Origin of the sequence: Rhizobium sp. CECT 9324 (assembly GCF_918741265.1) — a bacterium.
In the GTDB taxonomy this organism is placed as follows: Bacteria; Pseudomonadota; Alphaproteobacteria; order Rhizobiales; family Rhizobiaceae; genus Allorhizobium.
Genome location: NZ_CAKKMZ010000001.1, coordinates 3,874,100 through 3,900,000 on the forward strand (window position 1 = coordinate 3,874,100; position 25,901 = coordinate 3,900,000).

The window sequence follows — 25,901 nt, forward strand, 5'->3', positions numbered from 1 at the left end:
GCCTTTGACCGATTTCACCATCGTAAAAATAGGCAGTCTGGCTGCTATATCAATATTCACCCTGATCGCATTGAGCAGCGTGCCATCCCCCGCCAATGCCGCGGAGGAAACCTGCTTCACCGTACCGACCCCTGTCGTCAGCCTCGGTTTCGGCAGCCGCTACGAAACAGCCTCCGCGACACGGTCCGACATTGACGAAGAGTCTGATGCTGCCGTGACCAAGGCGCTGAAGCCGATCGATCAGTTCATTCAAAACCTTGCCAAACAAGTGACCAAGGCGGGGAAAGAGACCGATCCGGCAACTCGCAAGGAATATCAGCGCTGTGTGATTGATGCCGTCTATCAATGGGCTGCGGCAAACGCACTCAGCGACATGAGGACGGACAATGCCAAGCTCTCCGTTCCCTCCCGCGTCGGCGGCATTGCCATTGCCTACGCCCAAAGCCGCAATCAGGTCAGCGGCGTTTCCGACAGGCAGCGTGTCATTGAGAAATGGCTGCTGGAGCGGGGCCGTGCAACGGTTGATTTCTTCGACAATGACGCGACGAAGGGTGCGGCCCGCAACAACCTGCGCGCCTGGGCAAGCCTTGCCGTCGGCGAGGTTGGTATCCTCAACGAGGACAAGCCGTTGACCGATTGGGCCATTCTGAGCAACAGGACCATGATCGCCGGCGCATCGGTCGATGGCAGCCTTCCTCTCGAAATGAACCGCAAGCAATATGCGCTGCACTATCAGTTGCATGCCATGTCGCCACTGGTCACCTCGATCGCGCGGCTATGCGATGCGGGTTATGGAAAGGGCGGCGCCGACCTGGCGAAACTGGCCACCATGGCAAAATTCTCGTTCGATGCGGTCAAGGATCCGACCATCGTCCATAAGATTACCGGCATCAAGCAGACGGTGAAACCGGGACTGAAGGACAACACGTCATCGCTCGGTTGGCTCGAACCCTATGTCTCGTTGAGCAATGACAAGAAGTTGGAAAGCGAGTTTGCCGACCTCAGGCCGCTGTCGAACTCGAAGCTCGGCGGCAATGTTACAGAGCTATACGGCAACAGACGCATTAGCTGCGTGATATCAGCCATTCGCTAGGGGAAATTGGTTTATTCGGAGGTGAGACGGATTTTGTGGCTGATCAGCGGAAAGTCCTGCTTGATCGGCTGCGGGTCGCGTTCGCTGTTCCACTCTCCAACTTCCATGGAGACGAGCGAACGTACTGCGGCGACTGAAAAGTCACGGCCATGGGTGCCTGCAAGTGCTTCTTGCAGACGACCAATCAGATCTTCGGCTTCGGTATGAATAGACTGCGTCACCTTTCGGGCTCCTCCGAAAACATCATGCGCCAAAGATGGGTGTTTTTCCAGCGTTCAGAAGCCAACGATGGCCTTGAACACTTAAAAAAGTCGCAATTCTTCGTGAGTGGCGCGGGAGGTGTGCAACCATATTTGCCAAGATGGCAAACAAAACCTAACCAGCGCACACACGATCATGCACGCCGCATCAAGCTGGCACAGGAAAGACGTGAAGGAAGGCGTTTTAAGCCGCCATGCCCCAGCCGGAAGGGTCGTCTTCACCGAACATGCGCTCAAGGCTGAGGAAGCAGATCATGCTCTTGTCATGCGCGATAATGCCGTCCGAGAAGGCCGAACTCGGGCCCGTGGCGGCCGGAAGCGGCTGCAACGTGCTGCCGGCAACGGTCAGGATATCCGAGACGCCATCGACCAGAAGGCCGACGGTCATGCCATTGACTTCGGTCACGACAACGGCGCTCCGCTCTGTCGCCTGCGCTGCCGGCATACCGAGCTTGACCGCCAGATCGACGATCGGGATCACCGTGCCGCGCAGGTTCATGACGCCAAGCACTTCATAGGGCGAATGCGGAATAGGAGTGACCGGAGCCCAGCCACGAATTTCCCGGATGGATGTCGTCTTCACGCAAAATTCTTGTTCATGCAGACGAAACGCGATGATCTCAAGCGAGTCCGCAGCGTTCGAGTTCGAAGTCAAATTCATGTGCATGTCCTCCCAAGGTGCTGCCGACCTGCAGCCGCGACCGAAATGCCGGCTCATTGAGCATTCTCGAGCCAAGATCGTTTCTGCCGCCTTTGGCAGAAACCCTTGTTCAGTCGAGACCGCAGAACGAATCGGTCTATTAGGATTAGTAAATGATAAATCCATTGATAAGCCATTAATGCCCGCGTCGAATACGCCGGGCACCGGCACTCCAGCGCCTCTACGTCCCCGCCAGCACAAGGTCCAGCGCTGCATTGACCCGATCACGCCAGTCGCGATCGCCAATCAGCCGCGGAGGAAACAAACCGGGCAAAGCAAAGAAGTTGGCGGATGGATCGGCAGGATCCACAACACCGGACGCTTGCCGCAATTCATGAGCCCGGGGATCCTCGATCTGGGGCGTCTGCATAACGTAGGCTATCCACAAGGCAGTCGCTTCGGCAAAGGCGGCTGCGTCACGCCCGGCTGCAAGATCGTCGACAGCCGCGGCGAATATACGCTGCGGCAGCTTCTGGCTTCCATCCATCGCAATCTGCTTCGTGCGGTGCGCAATTGTCGGGTTGGAAAACCGCTCGATCAATTGCTCCCGGTACTGTCCAAGATCGATGCCCGGCACCGGATCCAGCGTCATAGCCGCTGCTGACATATGCCGGCGCACGCGTTCGGCATATTCCGGCACGGCCATGACATCCTTGACATATTCAAGCCCCTTGAGCTGGCCGAGATAGGCAATCATCGAATGCGGGCCGTTCAGCATCCGGAGTTTCATCTTCTCATACGGCTCGACATCGGCGACGAACAGAGCGCCCGCACGGTCCCATTCCGGTCGACCGGAAACGAAACGATCCTCGATCACCCATTGCATGAAGGGTTCGGTATCCAGAGCCAGCTTGTCCTCGACACCGAGGAGATCGGCCGCGCGCTGGCGGGTTTCATCCGTTGCTGCCGGAACGATGCGGTCCACCATCGTGCATGGAAACGCACCTTCCGCCGCGATCCAGCTGGCAAGTGCCGGATCATGGGCCTCGGCCATTTCCAGCACCAGACGTTCGACCACCCGCCCATTGGTCGGCAGGTTGTCGCAACACAACACGGTATAGGGCGGCACCCCAGCCTGCTTGCGCCGCGAAAGCCCTTCCACCAGAAAACCGATCACACCCACCGGTGAACCGGGCGTCACAAGATCGACAGCCACGGCTGGATGGTGACGATCAAGCCCTCCCGACGCGGGATCGAAACCATAGGCCTTTTCCGTCACCGTCAGCGAAACGATACGGATTGCCGGATCGGCAAGCAGATCCAGCAGCCCATCTCGGTCGCTGGCAGCCGAGATGCCGCCAATGAACGAGCCGACGACGCGCGGCTCGGCCCCCGATGCGTCGCGTGCGATCACGGAAAACAGATGATCCTGCATCTTCAAATCCCGGATCGGCTCGATCGAGCGCAGGCTCACCCCGACAATACCCCAGTCGCCGAAAGAAGCAGCGAGCGCACTGTCGGTGTAGACCGCCTGGTGCGCCCGGTGAAAGGCGCCAAAGCCAATATGGACGATGCCGGGTTTGAGCTTGGTGCGATCGTAGCGCGGCATGAGAACACCGCCGGCCAATGTGGAGGATGAAGACAGCTGCATGATCAGGACAATCCGTAAGTGAGATGTGACAAAGCACGTTCGATACCGCGCAATTCGGCAAGACCCTTTAGGCGTCCGATTGCCGGATAGCCGGGTTGGGCGCCGCGCGTCAGGTCATCGAGGATTTCTTGCCCGTGGTCGGGGCGCATCGGAATCTGGTGATCCGGGCGGCCCTCGGTCTTCCGGCGTTTTTCTTCCGCAACAAGTCCGGCAATCACCGCGACCATATCGGTGTCCCCTTCGAGATGTTCATCCTCATAGAACGAGCATGGCGTGCGATCCTCCTCGCGCCGGACATTGCGCAGATGGACGAAATGGATGCGGGGGCCAAACTGGCGCACCATGGCGGGCAAGTCATTGGCAGCAAGCGCCCCGAGCGAACCCGTGCAGAAGGTCATGCCATTGGCGGGACGATCCACAGCAGCCAGCATGTCGGCATAGTCGTCGGCCGTCGACAGCACACGCGGCAGGCCAAGCAAAGCCCATGGCGGATCGTCCGGATGAGCGCAGATATTGATCCCGACCTCTTCGGCGACAGGCGTCACCTCCGAGAGGAAATCGAAAAGGTGTCGCTTCAGCCTGTCCCGATCGATGCCGGCATAGGTTTCCAGATGCGCACGAAGCTGCGGCAGGCTGTAACCGTCGGCAGATCCCGGAAGGCCAGCGCCGACATTGCGCGAAAGGCTGAGCTTGCGCTCATCGCTCATCGCGCGAAAGCGCTGCAACGCCCGGTCACGCGTTTCGGGGTCATAGTCTGCCGGTGCCGCTGGCCGTTCCAGCAGGTGAATGTCGAAGGCGACAAAATCAATCCGGTCGAAGCGCATAGCCTTGGCGCCGTGGCGCGCCGTCCAGCGCAGATCTGTGCGTGTCCAGTCGAGCACCGGCATGAAATTGTAGCAGACCGTCTTGATACCCACGGCCGACAGGCGACGCAAAGTTTCCTGCCAGTTGGCCACGTGCTCGCGCCATGCACCGGTCTGGGTCTTGATGCTTTCGGAAACCGGAATGCTCTCAACGACATCCCAATGCAGTCCGCCGGCCGCGATCTCCGCCTGCCGCTTTGCGATCTCCTCGACCGGCCAGACATCGCCGGTGGGGATGTGATGCAGAGCGCTGACAATGCCAAGCGCGCCGGCCTGGGCTGCATCCTGCACGCTGACCCTATCCACGGGCCCGAACCAACGCCATGTATGTCGCATGGAAAACTCCTTCAGCGAAGAAAACTGAGCTGCACCTTGCAGGCAACCGAACGGTCACCGGCCTGATCGAAGGCCGCAACCGCCTGATCGATCGGAAAACTGTGGGAGATGATCGGCCGAACATCGATGCGGCGATCGGCTATCAGGCGAACGGCCTCGGCAAACTCGGTGTCGAAACGTTGCGACCCGACGAGGCGCAGTTCCTTGCCGACCAATGCATTGAGCGGAAGCCTGATATCGCCGGTGACCCCGACCTGCACGATCAGCCCGCGCGGCCGCACCGTTGCAATCGCGGCTCTCAGCGCCGGTTCCGCGGCCGAGCATTCGAAGACGGTATCGAACTGTCCCTTGTCCACCTCAAAGGGTGCAAGCGCACCCGGGTCCTGGCGAATATTGATCGTCCGGGTGGCTCCCATCGCCGCTGCCCTTTCAAGCGCGGCATCGGCAAGATCGGTAACAACCACCTCGGCAGCGCCAGCGTGACGAACTGCCGCCACGACGAGCGCTCCGATCGGGCCGGCGCCAGTGACAAGCACCGAGCAACCGGTGAGATTGCCAGCCTGCGCCACCGCGTGCAGACAAACTGCAAGCGGCTCGGCGCAGGCGGCTTCTCCGGCTGTGACCAGGGAGCCTGCCGGGAAGCATTGAAGCGACGGAACGATCATCCAGTCGCGAAACATGCCCTGCGCATGGGGCAGGCGCATCGCACTGCCCATGAACTGCATGTTGAGGCAGTGAATGGGCGTGCCCGCAGCGCAAAAGCGGCAGTGGCCGCAGGGCTGGCTGGGATTGATCGCGACCAGATCGCCGATTGCCAGACCCGAGACACCGGCGCCGAGGGCAGAAACATAGCCTGACGCTTCATGGCCGGGAATGATCGGTTCGCGAACCCTCACCGGACCGAAACCACCATCCTGATAGTAATGGAGATCGGAGCCGCAGATGCCGCCCGCCGCCATCTTGATCAGGACTTCTCCCTCGCCCGGCGCGCCAACATCCGCCGTTTCGATCTTGAGATCACGTTGGCCGTAAAGCCGGGCAAGGCGCGTTTGCATCACTCTATTCCCTTCAGCGGATCAGACCGAGTTCTGTCGGCAGCCACAGTGTGATGGCCGGGACAAAGGTGATCAGGATGAGGGCGATGAACAGCGGCACGAGCCAGGGCAGGATCGCCATCGTGGTCCGCTCGACCGAAAGCTTGGCGACACGCGACAGCACGAAGAGCACCATGCCGAGCGGTGGATGCAACAGCCCGATCATCAGGTTGAGAGTCATGATCAGGCCGAAATGCACCGGATCGATGTCGAACTGCAACACGATCGGCAGCAGGATCGGTACCAGGATGGTGATCGCGGCAATCGTATCCAGGAAGCAGCCAACGAACAGCATGAGCAGGTTGACCAGGATGAGAAACACCCACTTGTTGTCGGTAATCGACAGCATGGCTCCCGACAGCATCTGTGCGGCCTGACTTACCGTGAGCAGCCAGGCGAAGATCGACGCCGCCGTCACGATGAACAGGACCGATGCCGTTGTTTCGATCGTATCGAAGGTCGCGCGTGAAAGCGATTTCAGCGTCATCGTCCGGTAGCGTACCAGGCCGAGGAACAGCGACCACAGGACCGCGGCAACGGCTGCCTCCGTTGGCGTGAACCAGCCCATGGTCATGCCGCCGATCAGGATAACAGGGGTCATCAGCGCCATGACGGCAGAAAAGTCGAAATACCAGTCGGCCGTGAGGAGAAGAACCAGAGCAATCCCGACTGCCACGTTCATCGACAGGCCGGCAAACATCAAAACATAGATCGTGACCGGAACCGCAAGCACGACAAGCACTTCCACAGAAGCCGAGAGCAGTCGCTTGATTTCGAAGGGCGTATCAGCCCCCCAGCCACGTCGATAGGCAAAGATCGCGACGGTGATCATCATCAGAAGCGTCATGATAACGCCCGGAACGATACCGGCCATGAACAGGGCACCGATGGAAACATTGGCCATCATGCCGTAGATCACGAAGGGCAGCGACGGCGGAAAGATCGGGCCGAGGGTGGCCGACGCTGCCGTCACGCCGACGGCTACTTCAACCGGATAACCATGATCCTTCATCGCCTTGATCTCGATCGTGCCAATGCCCGCGGCATCGGCCAAAGCCGTGCCCGACATGCCGGAAAAGATCACCGAGCCGATGATATTGACCTGTGCCAAGCCTCCTTTCATCCAGCCGACAAGGGCGACAGCGAAGGCATAGATGCGTCCGGTAACGCCAGCGGAATTCATCAGATTGCCGGCGAGGATGAAAAAGGGCACTGCCAGAAGCGGAAAGCTCTCGACGCCTGCAATCATCCGCTGTGCGGCGATGATATCCGGGGCGACATTGTAAAAGACGAGATAGAGGACGGAGGCGACAGCCATGGAGATGGAGACCGGCACGCCGACGACCATCAGGACAAGAAAGGAACCGACGAGCAGAAGCATGGATCAATCCTCGATCTTCTGAAATTCTTCCGGCCGCTCGAGCACGGAATAGCCGCGCCGCTGATTGGCGATGAAAACCTGGATAGAGCGGAACAGCATCAACACGAAGCCTGCCATCACGCTGTAAAAGACGATGTTGCGCGGCAGGTCGACGGTCACCATGCGCTCGTCCGCGACAATCGACACATAGCGCCACATCAGCCAGCAGGCGTAGATGAAGAACCCGATCCGCACGAGATCGACGAAGATCGCCAGCGCCCGAGCCACCTTCGCCGGAACATAGTGATAAAGCACGTCAACCTGGATATGGCGCGACACCCGCACGCACATCACAGCACCGAGAAAGACCACGCCGATCAGGCAGTTGATCGCGATCTCTTCCGTCCAGGCATAGGAATTATTGAGCACATAACGAGTAAAGAACTGCAGGAAGACACATCCCGCCATGACCCAGAATATGGCAAGCGTGACCCAGTCTTCGACAGCATAGTGCGAAATATCGATATCGGGTGCAGCTTCATCGAAGGAGTGCGCAAGCTCCTCCGCTGTGATCGGCGTGTGGATTTCTTTTGACATGGCAGACATCCGCGAAAGAGGAAGGAATGCCGGCCCTTCCGGGAAGAGCCGGCACACGGATCACTTGACGGCGCGGATCGCCTCCCAATCGGCTTTGACATAGCCGAAGTCTTCCATCGCCGCTTTTTCCATCACGGTCTTTTCGAAGTCGGCCTTGTCGACTTCGGCAACATCGATTCCCCGTTCCTTGAAGGTCGCAACCAGAGCCTGCTCGCGTTCGGCGATGATATTGGTGCTGCGTTCAGCCGCCTGCTGCATCACTTCGGTGAAGATCTGCTTGTCGGCATCAGAAAGGTTTGCCCACAGGCTTTTCGAAATCAGCGTGTTGAGATGATCGACGATGTGCCCGGTCAGCACGATGTGCTTCTGCACTTCGTAGAATTTCTTCGCTTCGATCGTGGTCAGCGGGTTTTCCTGCGCTTCGACCGTGCCGTTCTGCAGAGCAAGATAGACCTCGGCAAAAGCGATCGGCGTGGTGTTCGCACCGCAGGAACGGGGCATGGCGAGATAGGCCGGAACGTCCGGAACGCGGATCTTCAGGCCAGCCATGTCGGCGCATTTGGTGATCGGCTTGTTCGACGTGGTGTGGCGCGTGCCGTAATAGGTAACCGCGGTGATATGATTGCCTGACGCGTCTTCATAACCCTGGGCAAGACGTTTGAAGACATCGCTCTTGGTATAGGCAATCAGGTGTGCCGGATCGCGGAAGGTATAGGGATAATATGTGACGCCGATCGGCGCATATTCACGCGCTGCAAAGCTTGAACCCGAGATGATGATGTCAACCGTACCGAGCTTCAGGCCCTGGTTGAGGTCGGCCTCCTTGCCGAGCTGCGATGCCGGAAAGACATCGATCTTGTAGCGCCCTTCGGTGCGCTTGCCGATTTCCTCGGCCGCCCAGACGGATTCAGAATGGAAAGGTTCCGACGTCTCGTAGACATGCGCCCACTTCAGAACGGTTTCGGCCTGCGCGGTCAGCGCCGAGGCCAGAATGGCGGCGGTTGCGCCCATCAGCATTTTCAGTTTGAACTTCATCTTATTCTCCTCCCAAGTTGAAGTCAGTCGATCGGCTAAATGCCGCCGGCACGCCTCCATGCGGCCGGTATCGAACCGTCGGTCGTTTCCTCCTCGAAACTTTCCGACAGGCGAAGCTGTGATTGGTCGAGATGGGCACGCATGGCGGCCCGGGCTGCCACTGGATCCGCGGCTGCAATTGCATCTCGAATGGCGCGATGCTCCTCCATCGCGGCCCTCCAGGTATCCTTGTTTTCGAAATAGCTGGCGAGCTTTTCAAAATAGGGTGTCATGCGCATATCGTGAATGCTGCCGACGAAACGGTTCAATGTGGCATTGGCGATGATACCCGACACGATCACATGGAAATCGCGATCAAGGGCCAAGGCGGCACGGCGATCATCCAGTGCCGCGTCCATCTTGGCCAGATTGTCGTCGAGCACCAGGATGTGTTCGGGCCTGGCCAGCCGTGCCGCTTCCTCGGCTACAGCACATTCGACCACCGCCCGCGCACGTAGCAACTCAAACGGCCCTTCAAAATCTTCCGGCGGCAGGTCAGCGACTGGCACCTTGCGCGCCGTCACATAGATGCCGGAACCCATGCGGATATCGATGAATCCCTCGACTTCGAGCACGATCAATGCCTCCCGAATGGTCGGACGCGAGACGCCGAGCTTCTGCGCCAGATCACGCTCGGCCGGCAGCCTTGACCCCGCCTGCAATTCGCCGCGCTCGATCAGGCCTCGCATCTGGTCCGCCACCTGGCGATACAGGCGGCGCGATTCAACGGCGGAGAAAATCATGGTCTGCAGCGTCCTTCTGGACAGGTGGCCAAGTGGTCATACCAATTAGAATGAAGTGATACGCCTGCAAACAACGATCTGTCAATTGCAAGAATGCCAAATGGAATACGAATAGCGCTCCGCTGCGACAAGCACGGTGATTGGGATCATGATGCCCGGACACTGCCTCGCGCAACCGACGTCATCGAATTAGCGTCGGCATCGGGATCGGCCGATCCCACCGCTTTCGATCGGCACTTGACGCGGCAAGCCATATGTTCGTAACCTTAAGTCATTCACCAGGGGGGTCCCGTCAAGGGGCTGAGAGTCTGCTGAGCTTTTTCGAAAGCAGCGCAGTGACCCGTTGAACCTGATCCAGTTCATACTGGCGTAGGGACGGTGCGAGCGCTGCAATGCCAAGAGTCCATTCTGTGGACTGAAGGCAGGCGTCTATCCATCTTTCCGGCTGACATGACTGGGTCTCCAACATCAAACTTGGAGCCTCACGATGAACATTGCCCAAAACTTTACGAAACCCGAAGTCACCACCGGGCCACTTCCTGCCTCGACAAAGATCCATCTGGCCGGCGAACACCACCCGGATATTCGCGTGCCCATGCGACAGATCGCGCTTCATCCGACCTCGGGTGAGCCTCCCGTCAACCTATACGACAGCTCAGGCCCCTATACCGATCAGGCGGCTACGATCGCGATTGATGCGGGTCTCCCCCGCAACCGCACCGCCTGGATACGCGCCCGCGGTGATGTCGAATTATATGACGGCCGACACATCAAGCCGGAAGACAACGGCTTCGTTTCCAACGACCGATTAACGCCGGAATTCCCCGTGCGTCACCCGCCCTTGCGTGCAACCGACGGCAAGGCCGTCACCCAGCTCGCCTATGCCCATGCTGGCATCATCACACCGGAAATGGAATTCATCGCGATCCGCGAAAACCTGGGCCGCAAGGCTGAAACCCAGACAATGTCCCGCGATGGCGAGAGCTTTGGCGCGCATATTCCAGACTTTGTCACGCCGGAATTTGTCCGCCAGGAAGTGGCCGCCGGCCGCGCGATCATCCCGGCCAACATCAACCATCCCGAACTCGAGCCAATGATCATTGGCCGCAATTTTCTCGTCAAGATTAACGCCAATATCGGCAATTCCGCCGTCACGTCTTCGATGGCGGAAGAAGTTGAAAAGATGGTGTGGGCGATCCGCTGGGGCGCCGACACAGTCATGGACCTGTCCACCGGCCGCAACATTCACAACATCCGCGACTGGATCATCCGCAATGCACCGGTACCGATCGGCACGGTTCCTCTTTACCAGGCACTGGAAAAGGTCGGCGGCATTGCCGAGGACCTGACCTGGGAGGTCTATCGCGACACATTGATCGAACAGGCCGAACAGGGCGTCGACTATTTCACCATCCATGCCGGCGTCAGGCTTGCTTACATTCCGCTGACCGTCAATCGCGTCACCGGCATCGTCAGCCGCGGTGGTTCGATCATGGCCAAGTGGTGTCTGCATCATCACCGAGAGAGCTTTCTCTACGAGCATTTCGAGGAAATCTGCGACATCTGCCGGAGCTACGACGTGTCGTTCTCGCTCGGCGACGGGCTTCGTCCGGGTTCCATTGCCGATGCCAATGACGCTGCCCAGTTTGCCGAGCTGGAGACCCTGGGCGAATTGACTCAGATCGCATGGGCCAAGGATTGCCAGGTGATGATCGAAGGTCCCGGCCATGTGCCGATGCACAAGATCAAGGAGAACATGGACAAGCAGTTGAAGGTCTGTGGCGAAGCGCCCTTCTATACGCTCGGACCACTGACCACCGATATCGCACCCGGCTATGACCACATCACCTCCGGGATCGGTGCCGCCATGATCGGCTGGTTCGGCACGGCCATGCTTTGTTACGTCACGCCGAAGGAGCATCTCGGCCTGCCCGACCGCAATGATGTGAAAATCGGCGTTATCACCTACAAGATCGCCGCCCATGCCGCCGATCTCGCCAAGGGTCATCCCGCGGCGCAACTGCGCGATGACGCCCTGTCGCGGGCACGCTTCGAGTTTCGCTGGGAGGACCAGTTCAACCTGTCGCTCGATCCGGACACCGCCCGCTCGTTCCACGACGAGACCCTTCCGAAGGAGGCTCACAAGGTCGCGCATTTCTGCTCGATGTGCGGCCCTAAATTCTGCTCGATGCGCATTTCGCATGACATTCGCGCCGAAGCGCAGAAGGAAGGTTTGCAGGCGATGGCGGAGAAATTCCGCCAGGGCGGGCAACTCTATGTGCCGCTGGCCGAAACAGCACCGCCATTATTGGGAGAGTGACATGACCATTGTCATAAAAGGGGCCGGCATAGCCGGCCTCGTCACCGCGCACGAATTGAGGCGACGTGGTTTCACCGTCGAAGTGCATGAGCGCGCAGATGTGGTCGGTGGTGGTGCATCTCATTTTGCCGGCGGCATGCTTGCTCCCTACTGCGAGCGGGAGGCGGCCACCGAACCCGTCCTGCAACTCGGCCTTCAGGGTCTGGATTGGTGGCGACGCACCCTACCCGGCGAAATCATCAGCAAGGGCACGCTTGTCCTCGCTCAGCCTAGAGACATGGCCGAACTCAGCCGCTTTGCCGCCCGCACGCGGGACCATCAATGGGTTGATGCCGATGCCATCGCCGCTCTAGAACCAGACCTGGGCGGACGGTTTCACAAGGGCCTTTTTTTTGCCGGAGAAGCTCATCTCGATCCAAGACGGGCGATGAAGAGGCTCTATGAAAACCTCAGGGAGGGCGGGGTCCTGTTCCGCTTCTCCTATGACGAGACAACGCAAGCTCGTACCCACGAATGCATAATCGATTGTACCGGCCCGGCCGCAATCGAAACCTTGCCGGGCCTGCGCGGCGTGCGCGGCGAGATGCTCTATCTGCACGCATCGGATATCGCGTTGTCAAGACCGATCCGTCTGCTGCATCCCCGCCATCCTCTCTATATCGTGCCCAGAGGACGCGGCCTTTTCATGCTCGGCGCAACGATGATCGAAGCCGCGGACAATGGGCCGATTGCCGTTCGCTCGCTGATGGAATTGCTCATCATGGCTTGTGCCGTGCATCCGTCATTCGGTGAAGCACGCGTCGTGGAGACGGGGGTCGGTGTTCGCCCGGCCTTTGCGGACAACATGCCCCGCGTCATCGAAACACCGGATGGTCTGGCCGTAGCGGGCATGCATCGCCACGGCTTTCTGCTTGCGCCGGCGCTTGCCCAGCAGGTTGCGGAGCGGCTTCAGCAGCAGCGGATCAACGGTGAAAGGAAATCAGCATGAAGCTCATCGTCAACGGCGAACCGAAGGAAAGCCCCGCCGCGACACTCGCGGAACTGCTGACCACTCTCGAATACGAAGGCGACTGGCTCGCAACCGCTGTCAATGGCGACCTTGTCCATCGCGAGGACCGAAATCAACACCAGCTCAGGCCAGGCGACCGGATCGAAATCCTTTCGCCCATGCAGGGAGGATGATGACATGACCCTATCGATCTACGATACCGAAATCTCGTCGCGGCTGTTGCTCGGGACGGCGCGTTATCCGTCCCCAGCCATTCTGGCCGAAGCAATCCAGCGGTCTGGCACAGAGATCATCACCGTTTCGCTTCGCCGAGAAACAGCCGGCGGCAAGACTGGCGGCAACTTCTTCCAGCTCATCAAGGAGCTTGGCGTAAACGTCCTGCCCAACACCGCCGGCTGCCACAGTGCATCGGAAGCCGTGCTGACGGCAAGAATGGCGCGTGAAGTCTTCGCCACCAACTGGATCAAGCTCGAGGTCATCGGTCATCAAGAGACGTTGCAACCCGATGTCTTTGGCCTTGTCGAGGCAGCAAAGATCCTCAGTGAGGAAGGCTTTGACGTCTTTCCCTACACGACCGACGATCTGGTGGTCGGTGAAAAGCTGCTCGCCGCCGGCTGCAGGGTGCTGATGCCCTGGTGCGCGCCCATCGGCAGTGCCATGGGGCCGCAAAACCCGGCCGGCCTCCGGGCCATGCGCGCGGAATTTCCCGATATCCCCCTGATCGTCGATGCCGGCATCGGCAGGCCGTCGCACGCAACAGCCGTCATGGAACTGGGCTACGACGCCGTGCTGCTGAACACCGCCGTCGCCGTCGCGCTTGATCCTCCGCTGATGGCGCAAGCCTTTGCGGATGCAATTTCGGCCGGGCGGCAGGCTTACAAGGCGGGCATGCTGGAACCGCGCGACATGGCGGTTCCCTCCACCCCGACAATTGGAAAAGGCGTATTCGCATGAAACTCGATCCGTTTTATCTGATTGTCGACAGCGCCGACTGGATCGAGCGTTTGGTTCCTCTCGGCGTGAAACTCGTGCAATTGCGCATGAAGAATGTCGAGCTTGCGACGGTGCGCCACCACATCCGCCACGCCAGACTGATCTGCGCAAGACATGGTTGCCAGCTGATCATCAACGACTATTGGCAAGTGGCCATCGAGGAGGGATGCGATTTCATCCATCTTGGCCAGGAGGACTTGGTCGATGCTGACCTCAAGGCGATCCGCAAGGCAAATCTGAAAATCGGCATTTCGACCCATGACGAGATAGAACTGGAAGCGGCACTGTCCATCACTCCCGACTATATCGCACTCGGGCCGATCTATCCGACCACCCTGAAACAGATGAAATGGGCACCGCAAGGTCTTGAAAAGCTGGGCTTGTGGAAACGCAGGATCGGAGCCCTGCCCCTTGTCGCGATTGGCGGGCTGCGGGTCGATCGGCTGGCGGGTGTCTTTTCCCATGGCGCAGACATCGCAGCCGTCGTGTCCGACATCACGCAGAACCGCAATCCTGAACAACGTATGCAGGAGTGGCTTGATCAAACCGCCCATGTAGCAGATGGGCGGTCACGACATGTTCAAATGCATAAGAGCTAGAGATATCAACTCGCAACGCTGGCCAGTTTCAACCGCGGGCGTGTGACTTTGCGGACCGGGACTTTCAGCGCGGTCGGCGGGGCTATCGTCAATGCACCGACGACCGTTTCGGACAGTGTCTGGCAGACAAAATCCGCGTCAATGGCAGAGGGTTCGATGAGCGGATTGTCACGCCCGTTTGCTGCGGGAACCAGCAGTCCAACACGCACAGTCGGCTTCAGCCGCTTGATCCGCCGCACCAGCAGACGGGCGTGCGATTTGGAATTGCCGTTGAGGTAGGAGATGATCACGGTTTCGATGTCATCCAGCGCGACGGGCACAAAGGCCCGCGCAACCAGGTCGGCATAGGAAGCCGTTCTGACCATTGCCCCCTGGACCTCCAGAACCTGGGCCAGCATCGCAGCGGCCGCATCGTCCATTTCGCCACGCCCCCCGGCACAGAGAACAGAGCGCCCCTGCCCGTCCGGCAGCTCCAAGCTAATGTCTTGATCGGTGTCTTCGATGTCGCTGTCTTCATTTTCTTCCTCTTCCGCGATGTCGGAGAGGTTATCAACGAGGGACCGGCAACTCGAGGCAAAGAGCGCAATCTGCTCCTCCGTCATCACGCCCCGCTGCCGATCGACCTCGCCCAGCATCAATGCGGGAAGTCCGACCTTTTCATAGTATTCGCTGAGATACTCCTCCTCCAGATAGTCTTCCGCATTGTCGGTGGCCTCACTGGGGTCGCCAGCCAGAAGCCGCTGATACAATTTCTCATGCGGCTCCAAAACTGCTTCGTTTCCAAGCAACACGTCAAGGAAGCCGAACTGCGGCACGTGCCGACCGAGAACGACGAGACAGACGGTCAGAGGCGTTGACAATATCAGTCCGAGCGGCCCCCAGAGCCATGACCAGAAGATCGCGGAAATGATGATTGCCAGGGGCGACAAACCTGTGTGGGACCCATAAAGCCAAGGCTCGATCACATTGTTGCTGATGATTTCTATGGTCGCAAAGAGCGCGATGACCCAAAGGACAAGCGACCAGCCCGGCGCAATTGCCAGCGCCAGGAACAAAGGCAGCACCATGCCGATGACAGGTCCGATATAGGGGACGAACCGCAGGACGAGCGTGAGGAGGCCCCAAAGCATGGCATTTGGTATGCCAAGGATCCAAAGCCCCAGAGCGATGGGCACCGCATAGAGCGTATTCACAACCAACTGCATCAGAAGGTATTTTCCGACGCGTTTTCCGGCATCCTGCAGAGCGGCCGTCGTGCGATGAAGGTCGCCTTGTCCGACAAGACGAATAAATCGGTCACGCAGATCTTCGCGCTCAAGCAGCATGAAAATCACCAGAATGACCACAAGGCCTGCAGTGGCAAACGGGCTGATAAGCGGAAGGATGAAGTTTCCAAGGGTCTGAATCGGATTGGATCGCGTCACGATTTCAACCGGCAGCGGCTCGCGCGCCGTGGGGGACGGCGCCTCCTGGCTGACGGCGGCACTCGTCTGCATTTCCGACCCTACCCGTTCGACGACCCTGCTCAGATGCTCGAGAACGCCATTGCCAGAACCTGCCTGGCTGAGAGCCTGAACCTTTTCGACAATGTTTCGCTGATAGGTTGGTATGTTTTCCGCCAGGTTCGCCACCTGCGTGGCAACGAGAAAGCTGAACAAGGCGATTGCGGAAAATGCCGAGATAACCGCGAAAAGCACAGCGACAATCTTCGGAACGGAGCGTTTCCGCAGGAATGATACAATGGGTGCGAGCGCAAATGTCAGAAGAAGCGCGAGAGCGAGCGGAACGAGGATCTCCTGACCAATCCGCAAGATAACCGCAATGCCGATCAGGATCAGAATAGTCCGGCCGGTGAACTTGGCCACCGTCGCCGGCTCGCTACGAGGAAGCATGCTGAGGGAAACGGTACCGCTAGTCTTTGAACTTTCCATCGTTTCCCCGCATGTTGTCATTCACCCGCACGCCGTCCTGGGACCAGTTTCAGCCTAACAGATTTGAGCTGATTAGGTTCAGTAATCTCGCCCACGTTTCGGCTGCCCCTAAGGTATTCCGTGCCAATTCATGGCGCCAGAATCGACAGAGGCAGCCGCACCGTGAAAGTCGTGCCGTTGGAACTTGTGAGTGTCGCCAGGGTGCCCCCAAGCTGCTTGACGAAGGCCTTGACGAAACGTGTACCCAATCCGGTCCCATCCGACTTTCCGCTGAAGCCTATACCGTTGTCGCTGACCGTCAGGATCAACTCATCGTCTCTCCGTTGGAAACCCAGGTTGATCTCGCCCAGTTCTGACGGAAACGCGTATTTCACCGCATTGGTCGCCAACTCGTTGACGATGAGACCGATCGAGAGAGCATGATCGGGAAGGATGCTCAGCGGCTCTGTCTTTGTGCTGATCGTGATCTCGGAGTTCTGATCGAGCAGGCTTTTGCGGATCGTACTGCTGATCCCTCTCAGATAGGTATCCATGTTCACGGGACCGAAAGCGCTCGATTGGGCAATCACGTCATACAACTCAGCCACTGCCCGGATGCGGGCCTGCATCGCGTGGTAGCCTCCAACGCAAGGCTCCGCTGCGCGTCGTATTTCGTGCGACACGAAAGACGAAATGATCTGCAGACTGTTTTTGATCCGGTGGGCTAGCTCGGCAGCGAGAATGTCGCGGTGACGATCAAGGATAACGGCCTCTGTTCCATCCTCGAAGGCAACAAGCAGGCGCGTGACATGATTGCCCGGTCGAAACAGTTTGCGCGCGTTGATCTTGAAGACACGCCTGCCAAGTCCGGCGAAATCATCTTCCAGCAACAACCCTTCGACATGTTCGTCGTAAGGAAGAACCCTTTCGAGCAACTCGCTAAGGGCAACAACATTCCACTGGCCGTCCCCGAGCGCGTTGAGCTGGCGTCCGACCACTTGATGCGCCTCAACGCCGAACATCGTCAGGAAGGAACGGCTGGCGAATACGACGCTCATGTCATACTCGAGGATCAGCAACGGATCCCGAACGGTATCGACTATACTCTGTGCGAGAATCCAGTTGCGTTCGGCTTCGATCTTTGCCAGTCGAACATCGGTCACATCGTCAATTGCAAGGATCAGATGGCCCGGCTGATTGCCGTCATCATGCACCTTGCGGGCATTGAGAAGCAGGATCCTGCGGCCAAGTTGAGGGAACACGGTGTCGATTTCAAACGCTTCCACGATCGCGTTCACACCCACGACTTCCTCGAGAAGTTGCTTGATGGCCGAGATGTTCCAGCAACCGTCGTTCAGGTCATAAAGCCTGTGCCCGATCGTGTCGCCGGGCGCAGATCGGAAGCTTGTGTAGAAGCTGCGATTGGCGGCCAGGACAGTGAGATCCGCACTGAGGATCAAAAGCGCGTCGCGCGATGTGTCGATGATGTCCTGAGGCAGGATGTCGTTGAGTGAATTGGCCAAGGGGTCCGCTTTTCTGTGTGGGGACGTGACGACGGCGGACGGCATGTGCACGCCGCGCGCCACGTTGGGCTTTATAGGATTGCGAGCTCCAAGCCATGCCGCCGCTTGCTGACACCAGCCCTGGGAAAGATTGCCTCGCTCAAATCATGATCGCTATAGGGCTTCGGCAAGAACCGGGCGCCAGCGGGAAGCAGGGTCGGTTGAAACCGGCCGGAGGTTACAACGATCGTAACGCTCGGATACATCCGCGCAAACTCTATGGCCAACTCGGTGCCAGACGAGCCATCGGCAAGGTCTATATCCGTAAACAGCAGCGTGATCCCGTCTTCGACCGCCAACACGTCCATGGCCTCCCTCTTCGTGCGAGCCTCCAAAACCTGATAACCGAGTTCGTCCAGCATGTCGGCGGCGATCATCGCAATGAGCGGCTCATCTTCCACCAGCAGGGCAATCTTCACCTGGTTACTCATTCTGTTGTGCTGTCGACGGTTGCGCCTTGCATATGCATGCTGGCAACCTCAGGCACGAGCGTTTTGAAAATGGCATCGTTTGTCGAGCGCCATTTCTCATCGGCCAGCCAGCGGTAATCCTGATCCGGCATAAGCGGTACAGCTTTCACCTGGCTGTTTGAAATACGAAGGAAGAAACTTTTACGCTCCTGGTCAATGAAGAGATAACGGAGCGGCACAACGAGGCTGTCTTTGCCGGCGACAAAGAAACCGCCGGAGGCGACGATGACATAGTCCTGCCGATCTTTTGTTCCGATCACCACATTGCGAACCTCTCCGACGATCATATCGTCCGAGGTGCGCACTTCTGCGCCGACGATCTCGTTGACCAAAAGGCCGGGATCAAGATCATTGATACTGACTAGGGCGTCCTCTCCCGGAGCACCACGGCTCCCCTCTTTCTGCCCGAGGCGATGCCACTGGGGCTCGCCCGCTGCAAGCTGCTGGTCAGCGGCATCTTCGTCGTTAGAGCCCATCTTGCCCAATTCCGGCGACGCAATCAGCTCTCGAATATTGCCCAGTAGCCGCTCGCAATCCTCCACCAGGCCATATCCCCAAAGCAGATAGGCGGCATCCCTGAGTGAACGAAGATCAAGCACAAGGTGGCGATTGCTGGGATCCCGCAATTCTGCGTTTTCCAACACTGCCTCCTCAAGTTGAGCGTCGGAAATGTTGCAGGCAGCAAGGCTCGTGGATGCGCTTAGAATTAGAAGAGTTGCACCAGCCATAGCTGATTTCATGAATATCATAGAGGTCCGATCCGCGGGTGTTGCTAGACTTCGTGTCGACAACCACACTAATCGGAAGGGAGCGCACCGCTGACGCCAGTCCTCGATTGGACAATGGCTTCGACATCGGTTTGTTCCATAATATGGAAACAAAACCGCCTCTGTGCGGCACAAACACCAACACGCCTTGAACGGATGACAGGACTGCCGGCGGACACCCGCGCTCCGTTTCAACGCGATTCTCCCCGGCCGGAACATGCCGACCGGGGAGAGATATCATCAAGCGTTCAGCGATTTCACAAACGGCATGACACGGATGCGCTTGCCGAGCGCTTTGTACGCGGCGTTGGCAACAGCAGGCCCAATGGGCGGAACGCCGGGTTCACCGATGCCCGTCGGAGAATTGGCCGAGGCGAAAATATGCACCTCCACCTGCGGCATGGCATCAATCCTCAGCGGCGTGTAGAGATCGTAGTTTCCCTGGTCCACCTGACCGTCGGTCAAGGTAATCTCCTCACCGAGGATAGCGCCGAGACCGAAGCCGATGCCACCCTCCACCTGAGCCCGGATCTGGTCGGGGTTAATCGCCAGCCCGCAATCGACGGCAGCCACCACACGCTCCACCTTGATACCGCCCGAACCGTCGAGCGACACCTCGGCAATCTGCGCCACCACGGACCCGAAGCTTTCGGCAACCGAAACGCCGCGGAAACGACCTTCCGCTGCCGGCTTGTCCCAGCCCGCCTTCTCGGCGGCAAGCTTCAGGATCGTGGCATGTCGTGATCCAGGGTCCATCATCGACAGACGGTATTCAACGGGATCGCGACCTGCGGCCTCCGCCAGTTCGTCCATGAATGTTTCCACCACGAAGGCCGTGTGGGTCGAGCCGACCGAACGCCACCAAAGCACCGGCACGCCGGTCTGGGTGGTGGTAAGCCCAACCGACTGGTTGGGAATGGCATAAGGCAGATGTACCGCACCTTCCACCGAGGTGGGATCGACGCCGTTCTGGATCATGCCTTCCATCATGCTGCCGGAGACGATCGACTGGCCAACGACGTGGTTGCTCCAGGCAATCAGCTTGCCTTGCTCGTCCAGACCTGCCTTGATGGCGTGCACGTAGGCGGGCCGATAGCGACCGCCTCGCATGTCGTCCTCGCGCGTCCACTGTACCTTGACCGGTGCGCGAAAGCCGAGCGCCTTGGCCACATAGACGGCCTCCACCACGACGTCGCCATCAAACACGGCGCGCCGACCGAAGCTGCCGCCCGTCTTCATCACATGCAGATGCACCTTGTCCGGCGTCACCTCGGCGATACCGGCCGTCAGCGCCTGATAGAGATCGGGAAACTGGTGGCCGCCCCAGACCTCAAGCGTACCATCCTCGTTCTTGCGCGCGACCGCGTTCAACGGCTCCATGGCGGCATGCGCCAGATAGGGAAACTCGAACGTCGCCTCGACCACCTTCGCCGCCTTGGCGAAGGCTGCTGCCACGTCGCCTTCGTTGCGCGCCATGGCTGCCGGCGGTTTGCCTGCGAGGTCGCGATATTCCGCCACGATCTGCTGGGTGCTGCGCTTCTCGGCGGAGTTCTCATCCCATTCCACCGTCACCGCATCACGGCCCTTGAGTGCCGCCCACATATGGTCCCCGACAACCGCGATGCCCCGCGGCGTCTCGACAACGTCGACGACACCTTTCAGCTTCTTCGCTTCTGTCGCATCGAAGGACTTGACCTTGCCGCCAAACACCGGCGGGTGGATCATCACCGCCGTCAGCATGCCAGGAAGCTTGACATCGATCGTATACTGTTCGGTGCCATTGGCCTTGCGGGCGCTATCGTAGCGCTTGAGGCCGGCATTGCCGATCAGCTTCCAGTCCGCCGGCTGCTTGAGGCCGACCTCCGCGGGCACGGTCATGGTCGCGGCACGAGCCGCGAACTCGCCAAAGCCGCCTTGCTTTCCGGAGGCATGCCGGAGCACGCCGTTCTCAGCCGTGATCTCGGCGACCGGGACATTCCATTCCGCGGCAGCCGCGGCCATGAGCATCATGCGCGCCGCCGCACCGGCATTGCGATAGCGATCCCATGACGTCATCATCGAGGTCGAACCGCCGGTGCCCTGGATTGTGCCGCCGAATGCGACATTGCCATAGGACTTCACATCCCCGGCCACACCCTGAACTTCGATGGTGGCGAAATCTGCCTCCAGCTCTTCGGCGACCAATGTCGCCAAGCCGTTGTAGGAGCCCTGCCCCATCTCGAACTGCGACGACAGGACTGTCACCTTTCCGTTCGAATCGATGGTCAGGTACGGCGAGAAGGCGTGTGCTTCGTCTCCAGCGGTCTCGGCGGCCACGGCTGGCGTGATGCCGGCCATGCGGAAGCCAATGGCCAGTCCGGTGCCCGTCGCGACGACACCGAGCAGGAACTGTCGACGCGACGCCTGAACGCGGGTTGCGGGAATGGCGAAAGATTGCATCAGTTTCGGGATCATGGCTCAGGCCTCCAAGCGCTTGGCTGCTTCGTGAATTCCGGCACGGATACGATGGTAGGTGGCGCATCGACAGAGATTGCCGGACATTGCCGCGTCGATGTCGTCGTCGGTCGGCTTAGGATTGCTGGTCAGCAGATCGGTCGCCGACATGATCTGGCCCGACTGGCAATAGCCGCATTGCGGTACGTCCATGTCCGCCCAGACGGTCTGCACCGTCTTTGCGACCTTGCCGTCGAGGCCCTCGATCGTGGTCACGGCCTGACCCTCTATGTCGCCGATGAAAGTCTGGCACGATCGCACGGGTGTGCCGTCCACGAAGACCGTGCAGGCACCGCATTGCGCCATGCCGCAGCCAAACTTGGTGCCGGTCAGGCCGACGAGGTCGCGGATAGCCCAGAGCAGCGGCATGTCCGGCTCTGCCTCGACTGTGTGCTGGGTTCCGTTGATGGTTACAGTCACCATGGTGGTTGTCTCCCTTGGGTTGGGGCGCGGGATGAAGTCGCATAACACCGGCGGACCGGTCCACACGGCCTCTCCAGGCGCAAAACTGCCATGCTAACTTACGCGACAGCTGGCGATTGAGGTAGGCACGATCCTGCCTCATTCTTGCCCGATCGTCTTGAAGTCACGAGGGATGCTGTCGAGCCGCCTCAGCCTCCGACATTGCGCCGGGGGATCTCATTGGAATTCAGAATGGACTTGATATCGCGCAAAGGCGGGTGACCGAACATGCGCCGGTATTCTCGACTGAACTGGGTCGGACTTTCATAGCCAACCCTGAGTGCCGCCGTGGACGCGTCCACCGACTGCGCCAGCATCATCTCCCGCGCATTGTAGAGCCGAAGATGCTTCTGGAATTGCAGCGGGCTCATCGCCGTCATGGCGCGGAAGTGATGATGCAAAGTCGACACGCCCATATTGGCTTTGCCGGCCAGTTCCTCCATCCGCAATGGCTGGGCGTAGTTTTCCCTCAGCCAGGCGATGGCCCGGGCAACCCGGTGCCCGTTGCTGCCAGCGAGCGCCACCCGGCGCAACTGTCCACCCTGGTCGCTCCGCAGCAACCTGTAGAGAATTTCGTTGTGGATGTGATCGGCGAGGAAGGAAAGGTCTCCCGGTGCATGAGCCAAGGAAATCAAGCGCAGCAGGGCATCGAACAGCTCAGGTGTTGCTGTACCCACGGCCACGCCCAAAGCGTGTTGCGGCACATCCGGCATGGCCAGATCATGGTCTGCAATGATGCGCCGGGCTTTCTCAAGATCGAGACGCAGACGCGCCGCCACATAAGGCTTGTCGCAGCTGGCCGCACAGACTTGGCCCGTCAACGGCAATCCGACGGCAATGAGAAAGAAGCTGGATTCGTCATACACCAACGTCTCGCCGCCCACATGCATCTGTTTGCTGCCCTTGATGACCAGAGAAACGCTGGGCTCGTAGACGAGGGAGGCGGGACCGAGAGGCTCGACAACTCGATACAAATCGAGATTCGGGATAGGATGCTGATATGTCGTTCCATCCCAGGCAAGCGTCGACAACCGCTCGAGAATCTGCTCGCGGATGGCTTCGGTTGCATGGCGCATTGCCTGACGCTCGCGGACCAATTCATTCATGAAAACCCCTCCTGGAGACTGCGCCATATCGCGCGACAGCCCGCAAGTCTTATCACTTTTTCTTGAATGCCAGAGAATCAGGCAAGAATGACGCAGGATCGGACTAACAGCATTTCATGCGGTCGCCTATCTGTCGGGGGCACCGCTAAACTCGCCAAGGATAGATTCTGATATGCAAAACCCTTCAGCTGCCGCAACCGTATTGCTTGCCTGCCTGCTCCTCTGTCCCGGTCTGGCCGCTGCGGCGGGCGACGTTGCGAGAGGACAAACCCTGTTTGGCCGCTGCAGCGCATGTCACTCCGTGGATGGAAGCAAGAAAATCGGCCCAACGCTTCAGGGCATTTCCGGCCGCAACGCCGGGGCGGTGGAAGAAGCCCGCTACTCCAAGGCACTCTCACAATCGAACATCCGATGGGACGAAACAAGTCTCGACGCCTATCTCGAAGCGCCGGCGAAACTCGTGCGTGGCACCACGATGACGATACGGACAGCCAAACCAGAGGACCGGGCGGACCTGATAGCCTACCTGAAGTCGCTGCAATGAGCGTATAGGCTGTAACAGAAGAGTGTCGCTCGAGATTGCCCGGTGACAAAAACCCCTTAAACGCAAAAACCGCCCCCATCAGATGGGAGCGGTTTGTATATGTGTAATTTTGGTTGCGGGGGCAGGATTTGAACCTGCGGCCTTCAGGTTATGAGCCTGACGAGCTACCGGGCTGCTCCACCCCGCGTTATAAGGTTTTGCCGAAGGCAAATACCGACCGGGTAAATCCGTTTGGGATTTACGCGTATTGGCGAGCAAATCCTTTAGGATTTGTCTCGGGTAAGGGACGCACTGTTTCTGCGACAAGCAGAAGGACCGCTTTGAGGGCGGCCCTATGATTTCGGCAGGGCCGACGATGGAATGAGAAGATACGGTATTTTGTGTTTAAACACCTTCTATATTGCCATTAGCAGACCTGGCAGCGACCTACTCTCCCGCGTCTTGAGACGAAGTACCATTGGCGCAGGGGCGTTTCACGGCCGTGTTCGGAATGGGAACGGGTGCAGCCACCCCGCAATAACCACCAGGTCAGCTAAGGGCAATATAGTGAGAAGCTGGTAAAGGTCTTTGGACCTCGTTTTTTTGAACACGTTTTTGCATCATCGACCGCCTTTGGCGGTCTGATGAACATTGATCAATGAGAACGATCAAGCCAATCGAGCTATTAGTACCGGTAAGCTTCACTCATTACTGAGCTTCCACACCCGGCCTATCAACGTGGTAGTCTTCCACGGCTCTGATAGGGAATACTCGTTTTCAGGTTGGTTTCCCGCTTAGATGCCTTCAGCGGTTATCCATTCCATATATAGCTACCCTGCTATGCCGTTGGCACGACAACAGGTCCACCAGAGATATGTCCATCCCGGTCCTCTCGTACTAGGGACAGATCCTGTCAATATTCCTACACCCACGGCAGATAGGGACCGAACTGTCTCACGACGTTCTGAACCCAGCTCACGTACCGCTTTAATTGGCGAACAGCCAAACCCTTGGGACCTGCTCCAGCCCCAGGATGCGATGAGCCGACATCGAGGTGCCAAACAACCCCGTCGATATGGACTCTTGGGGGTCATCAGCCTGTTATCCCCGGCGTACCTTTTATCCGTTGAGCGATGGCCCTTCCACGCGGGACCACCGGATCACTATGACCGACTTTCGTCTCTGCTCGACTTGTCAGTCTCGCAGTCAGGCGGGCTTATGCCATTGCACTCGACGACCGATTTCCGACCGGTCTGAGCCCACCATCGCGCGCCTCCGTTACTCTTTCGGAGGCGACCGCCCCAGTCAAACTACCCACCATACACTGTCCCGGATCCGGATAACGGACCGCGGTTAGACATCCATGACGATAAGGGTGGTATTTCAAGGATGGCTCCACTCAAACTGGCGTCCAAGCTTCAAAGCCTACCACCTATCCTACACATGCCGACACGAATGCCAGTGTAAAGCTATAGTAAAGGTGCACGGGGTCTTTCCGTCTGACCGCAGGAACCCCGCATCTTCACGGGGAATTCAATTTCACTGAGTCTATGCTGGAGACAGCGGGGAAGTCGTTACGCCATTCGTGCAGGTCGGAACTTACCCGACAAGGAATTTCGCTACCTTAGGACCGTTATAGTTACGGCCGCCGTTTACTGGGGCTTCAGTTCAAAGCTTGCACCTCTCCCTTTAACCTTCCAGCACCGGGCAGGCGTCAGACCCTATACGTCGTCTTGCGACTTCGCAGAGCCCTGTGTTTTTGATAAACAGTCGCTACCCCCTGGTCTGTGCCACCCCATCTCACTTGCGTAAAATGGGGTCACGCTTCTTCCGAAGTTACGCGTGCAATTTGCCGAGTTCCTTCAGCATAGTTCTCTCAAGCGCCTTGGTATACTCTACCTGACCACCTGTGTCGGTTTCGGGTACGGTCTATAGGGTGGAGCTATTTCCTGGAACCGCTCCACCGCACATTCAAT

Annotated in this window: 23 protein-coding genes, 1 tRNA gene, 2 rRNA genes and 1 riboswitch (1 of these 27 cut by a window edge); of the genes, 7 read left to right on the top strand and 19 right to left on the bottom strand. The window is 58.7% G+C overall.

Going from position 1 to position 25,901, the window contains the following annotated elements:
* Positions 1-4: 4 nt before the first annotated feature.
* Complete coding sequence (locus tag LQ231_RS18785; RefSeq protein WP_230172925.1) at positions 5-1,093, top strand: alginate lyase family protein; 1,089 nt, start codon at positions 5-7, stop codon at positions 1,091-1,093.
* Positions 1,094-1,104: 11 nt separating this feature from the next.
* On the opposite strand, the gene LQ231_RS18790 is transcribed toward LQ231_RS18785, so the two are convergent.
* The 9 genes from LQ231_RS18790 to LQ231_RS18830 form a co-directional block, all read right to left on the bottom strand.
* Positions 1,105-1,314, bottom strand: coding sequence for a hypothetical protein (locus LQ231_RS18790; RefSeq protein ID WP_230172926.1), 210 nt, complete (start codon positions 1,312-1,314; stop codon positions 1,105-1,107).
* A 223-nt stretch (positions 1,315-1,537) separates the two neighbouring features.
* The gene (locus tag LQ231_RS18795) at positions 1,538-2,014 is read right to left on the bottom strand and encodes a chemotaxis protein CheW (RefSeq protein ID WP_230172927.1); all 477 of its coding nucleotides are present in this window, start codon (positions 2,012-2,014) and stop codon (positions 1,538-1,540) included.
* 220 nt (positions 2,015-2,234) lie between these two features.
* Positions 2,235-3,644: a mannitol dehydrogenase family protein gene (locus LQ231_RS18800; RefSeq protein ID WP_230172928.1), complete on the bottom strand. Its 1,410-nt coding sequence runs from the start codon at positions 3,642-3,644 to the stop codon at positions 2,235-2,237.
* 2 nt (positions 3,645-3,646) lie between these two features.
* Positions 3,647-4,843, bottom strand: a complete 1,197-nt coding sequence (uxuA, locus tag LQ231_RS18805; RefSeq protein WP_230172929.1) for a mannonate dehydratase — start codon at positions 4,841-4,843, stop codon at positions 3,647-3,649.
* Positions 4,844-4,854: 11 nt separating this feature from the next.
* Positions 4,855-5,898, bottom strand: coding sequence for an L-idonate 5-dehydrogenase (locus LQ231_RS18810; RefSeq protein WP_230172930.1), 1,044 nt, complete (start codon positions 5,896-5,898; stop codon positions 4,855-4,857).
* A gap of 13 nt (positions 5,899-5,911) precedes the next feature.
* Entirely contained in the window at positions 5,912-7,318 is a 1,407-nt protein-coding gene (locus tag LQ231_RS18815) for a TRAP transporter large permease (RefSeq protein ID WP_113142437.1), read from the bottom strand.
* 3 nt (positions 7,319-7,321) lie between these two features.
* Positions 7,322-7,894 carry a TRAP transporter small permease gene (locus LQ231_RS18820; RefSeq protein WP_230172932.1) on the bottom strand — a complete coding sequence of 191 codons (573 nt, stop codon included), beginning with the start codon at positions 7,892-7,894 and terminating at the stop codon, positions 7,322-7,324.
* Between the two features lie 60 nt (positions 7,895-7,954).
* A complete protein-coding gene (locus tag LQ231_RS18825; RefSeq protein ID WP_230172938.1) occupies positions 7,955-8,929 on the bottom strand; it encodes a sialic acid TRAP transporter substrate-binding protein SiaP in 975 nt (324 codons plus the stop codon).
* 35 nt (positions 8,930-8,964) lie between these two features.
* Positions 8,965-9,711 (bottom strand): FadR/GntR family transcriptional regulator, encoded by a 747-nt coding sequence (locus LQ231_RS18830; protein WP_230172939.1) that lies wholly within the window; start codon positions 9,709-9,711, stop codon positions 8,965-8,967.
* 270 nt (positions 9,712-9,981) lie between these two features.
* Positions 9,982-10,105: riboswitch (TPP riboswitch) on the top strand.
* 93 nt (positions 10,106-10,198) lie between these two features.
* Between LQ231_RS18830 and thiC the strand changes: the two genes are divergently transcribed.
* The 5 genes from thiC to LQ231_RS18855 are packed head-to-tail and all read left to right on the top strand — an operon-like array spanning position 10,199 to position 14,632.
* Positions 10,199-12,031: a phosphomethylpyrimidine synthase ThiC gene (gene thiC / locus LQ231_RS18835; RefSeq protein WP_230172941.1), complete on the top strand. Its 1,833-nt coding sequence runs from the start codon at positions 10,199-10,201 to the stop codon at positions 12,029-12,031.
* Between the two features lies 1 nt (position 12,032).
* Positions 12,033-13,019 carry a glycine oxidase ThiO gene (thiO, locus tag LQ231_RS18840; RefSeq protein WP_230172943.1) on the top strand — a complete coding sequence of 329 codons (987 nt, stop codon included), beginning with the start codon at positions 12,033-12,035 and terminating at the stop codon, positions 13,017-13,019.
* Positions 13,016-13,213: a sulfur carrier protein ThiS gene (gene thiS / locus LQ231_RS18845; protein ID WP_113142443.1), complete on the top strand. Its 198-nt coding sequence runs from the start codon at positions 13,016-13,018 to the stop codon at positions 13,211-13,213. Before thiO ends, thiS begins: the two co-directional genes overlap by 4 nt.
* Before the next feature lie 4 nt (positions 13,214-13,217).
* A complete protein-coding gene (locus tag LQ231_RS18850) occupies positions 13,218-13,994 on the top strand; it encodes a thiazole synthase (protein ID WP_230172945.1) in 777 nt (258 codons plus the stop codon).
* Positions 13,991-14,632, top strand: a complete 642-nt coding sequence (locus tag LQ231_RS18855; RefSeq protein ID WP_230172948.1) for a thiamine phosphate synthase — start codon at positions 13,991-13,993, stop codon at positions 14,630-14,632. Before LQ231_RS18850 ends, LQ231_RS18855 begins: the two co-directional genes overlap by 4 nt.
* 5 nt (positions 14,633-14,637) lie before the next feature.
* Here the strand turns inward: LQ231_RS18855 and LQ231_RS18860 are convergent, their stop codons facing one another.
* From LQ231_RS18860 to LQ231_RS18890, 7 genes are all read right to left on the bottom strand, one after another.
* Entirely contained in the window at positions 14,638-16,524 is a 1,887-nt protein-coding gene (locus LQ231_RS18860) for an AI-2E family transporter (protein WP_230173416.1), read from the bottom strand.
* Between the two features lie 167 nt (positions 16,525-16,691).
* On the bottom strand, positions 16,692-18,065 hold the full coding sequence (locus LQ231_RS18865; protein ID WP_230172950.1) for a PAS domain-containing protein: 1,374 nt from the start codon (positions 18,063-18,065) through the stop codon (positions 16,692-16,694).
* 71 nt (positions 18,066-18,136) lie between these two features.
* Positions 18,137-18,523, bottom strand: a complete 387-nt coding sequence (locus LQ231_RS18870; protein WP_230172952.1) for a response regulator — start codon at positions 18,521-18,523, stop codon at positions 18,137-18,139.
* Positions 18,524-18,531: 8 nt separating this feature from the next.
* Positions 18,532-19,218: a PRC-barrel domain-containing protein gene (locus LQ231_RS18875; RefSeq protein ID WP_356636902.1), complete on the bottom strand. Its 687-nt coding sequence runs from the start codon at positions 19,216-19,218 to the stop codon at positions 18,532-18,534.
* Positions 19,219-19,581: 363 nt separating this feature from the next.
* Complete coding sequence (locus LQ231_RS18880; RefSeq protein ID WP_230172956.1) at positions 19,582-21,795, bottom strand: xanthine dehydrogenase family protein molybdopterin-binding subunit; 2,214 nt, start codon at positions 21,793-21,795, stop codon at positions 19,582-19,584.
* A 3-nt stretch (positions 21,796-21,798) separates the two neighbouring features.
* Positions 21,799-22,257 carry a (2Fe-2S)-binding protein gene (locus LQ231_RS18885; RefSeq protein WP_230172958.1) on the bottom strand — a complete coding sequence of 153 codons (459 nt, stop codon included), beginning with the start codon at positions 22,255-22,257 and terminating at the stop codon, positions 21,799-21,801.
* A gap of 188 nt (positions 22,258-22,445) precedes the next feature.
* On the bottom strand, positions 22,446-23,402 hold the full coding sequence (locus LQ231_RS18890) for an AraC family transcriptional regulator (RefSeq protein WP_230173418.1): 957 nt from the start codon (positions 23,400-23,402) through the stop codon (positions 22,446-22,448).
* Between the two features lie 172 nt (positions 23,403-23,574).
* On the opposite strand from LQ231_RS18890, the gene LQ231_RS18895 reads away from it, so the two are divergent.
* Entirely contained in the window at positions 23,575-23,946 is a 372-nt protein-coding gene (locus tag LQ231_RS18895; protein ID WP_230172960.1) for a c-type cytochrome, read from the top strand.
* A 110-nt stretch (positions 23,947-24,056) separates the two neighbouring features.
* Here the strand turns inward: LQ231_RS18895 and LQ231_RS18900 are convergent.
* The 3 genes from LQ231_RS18900 to LQ231_RS18910 all read right to left on the bottom strand — a co-directional run.
* Positions 24,057-24,133: transfer RNA gene (locus LQ231_RS18900), tRNA-Met, on the bottom strand.
* Positions 24,134-24,359: 226 nt separating this feature from the next.
* Positions 24,360-24,474, bottom strand: a 5S ribosomal RNA gene (gene rrf, locus LQ231_RS18905).
* A 115-nt stretch (positions 24,475-24,589) separates the two neighbouring features.
* Positions 24,590-25,901: ribosomal RNA gene (locus tag LQ231_RS18910) — 23S ribosomal RNA — on the bottom strand; it runs 1,486 nt beyond the window's last position.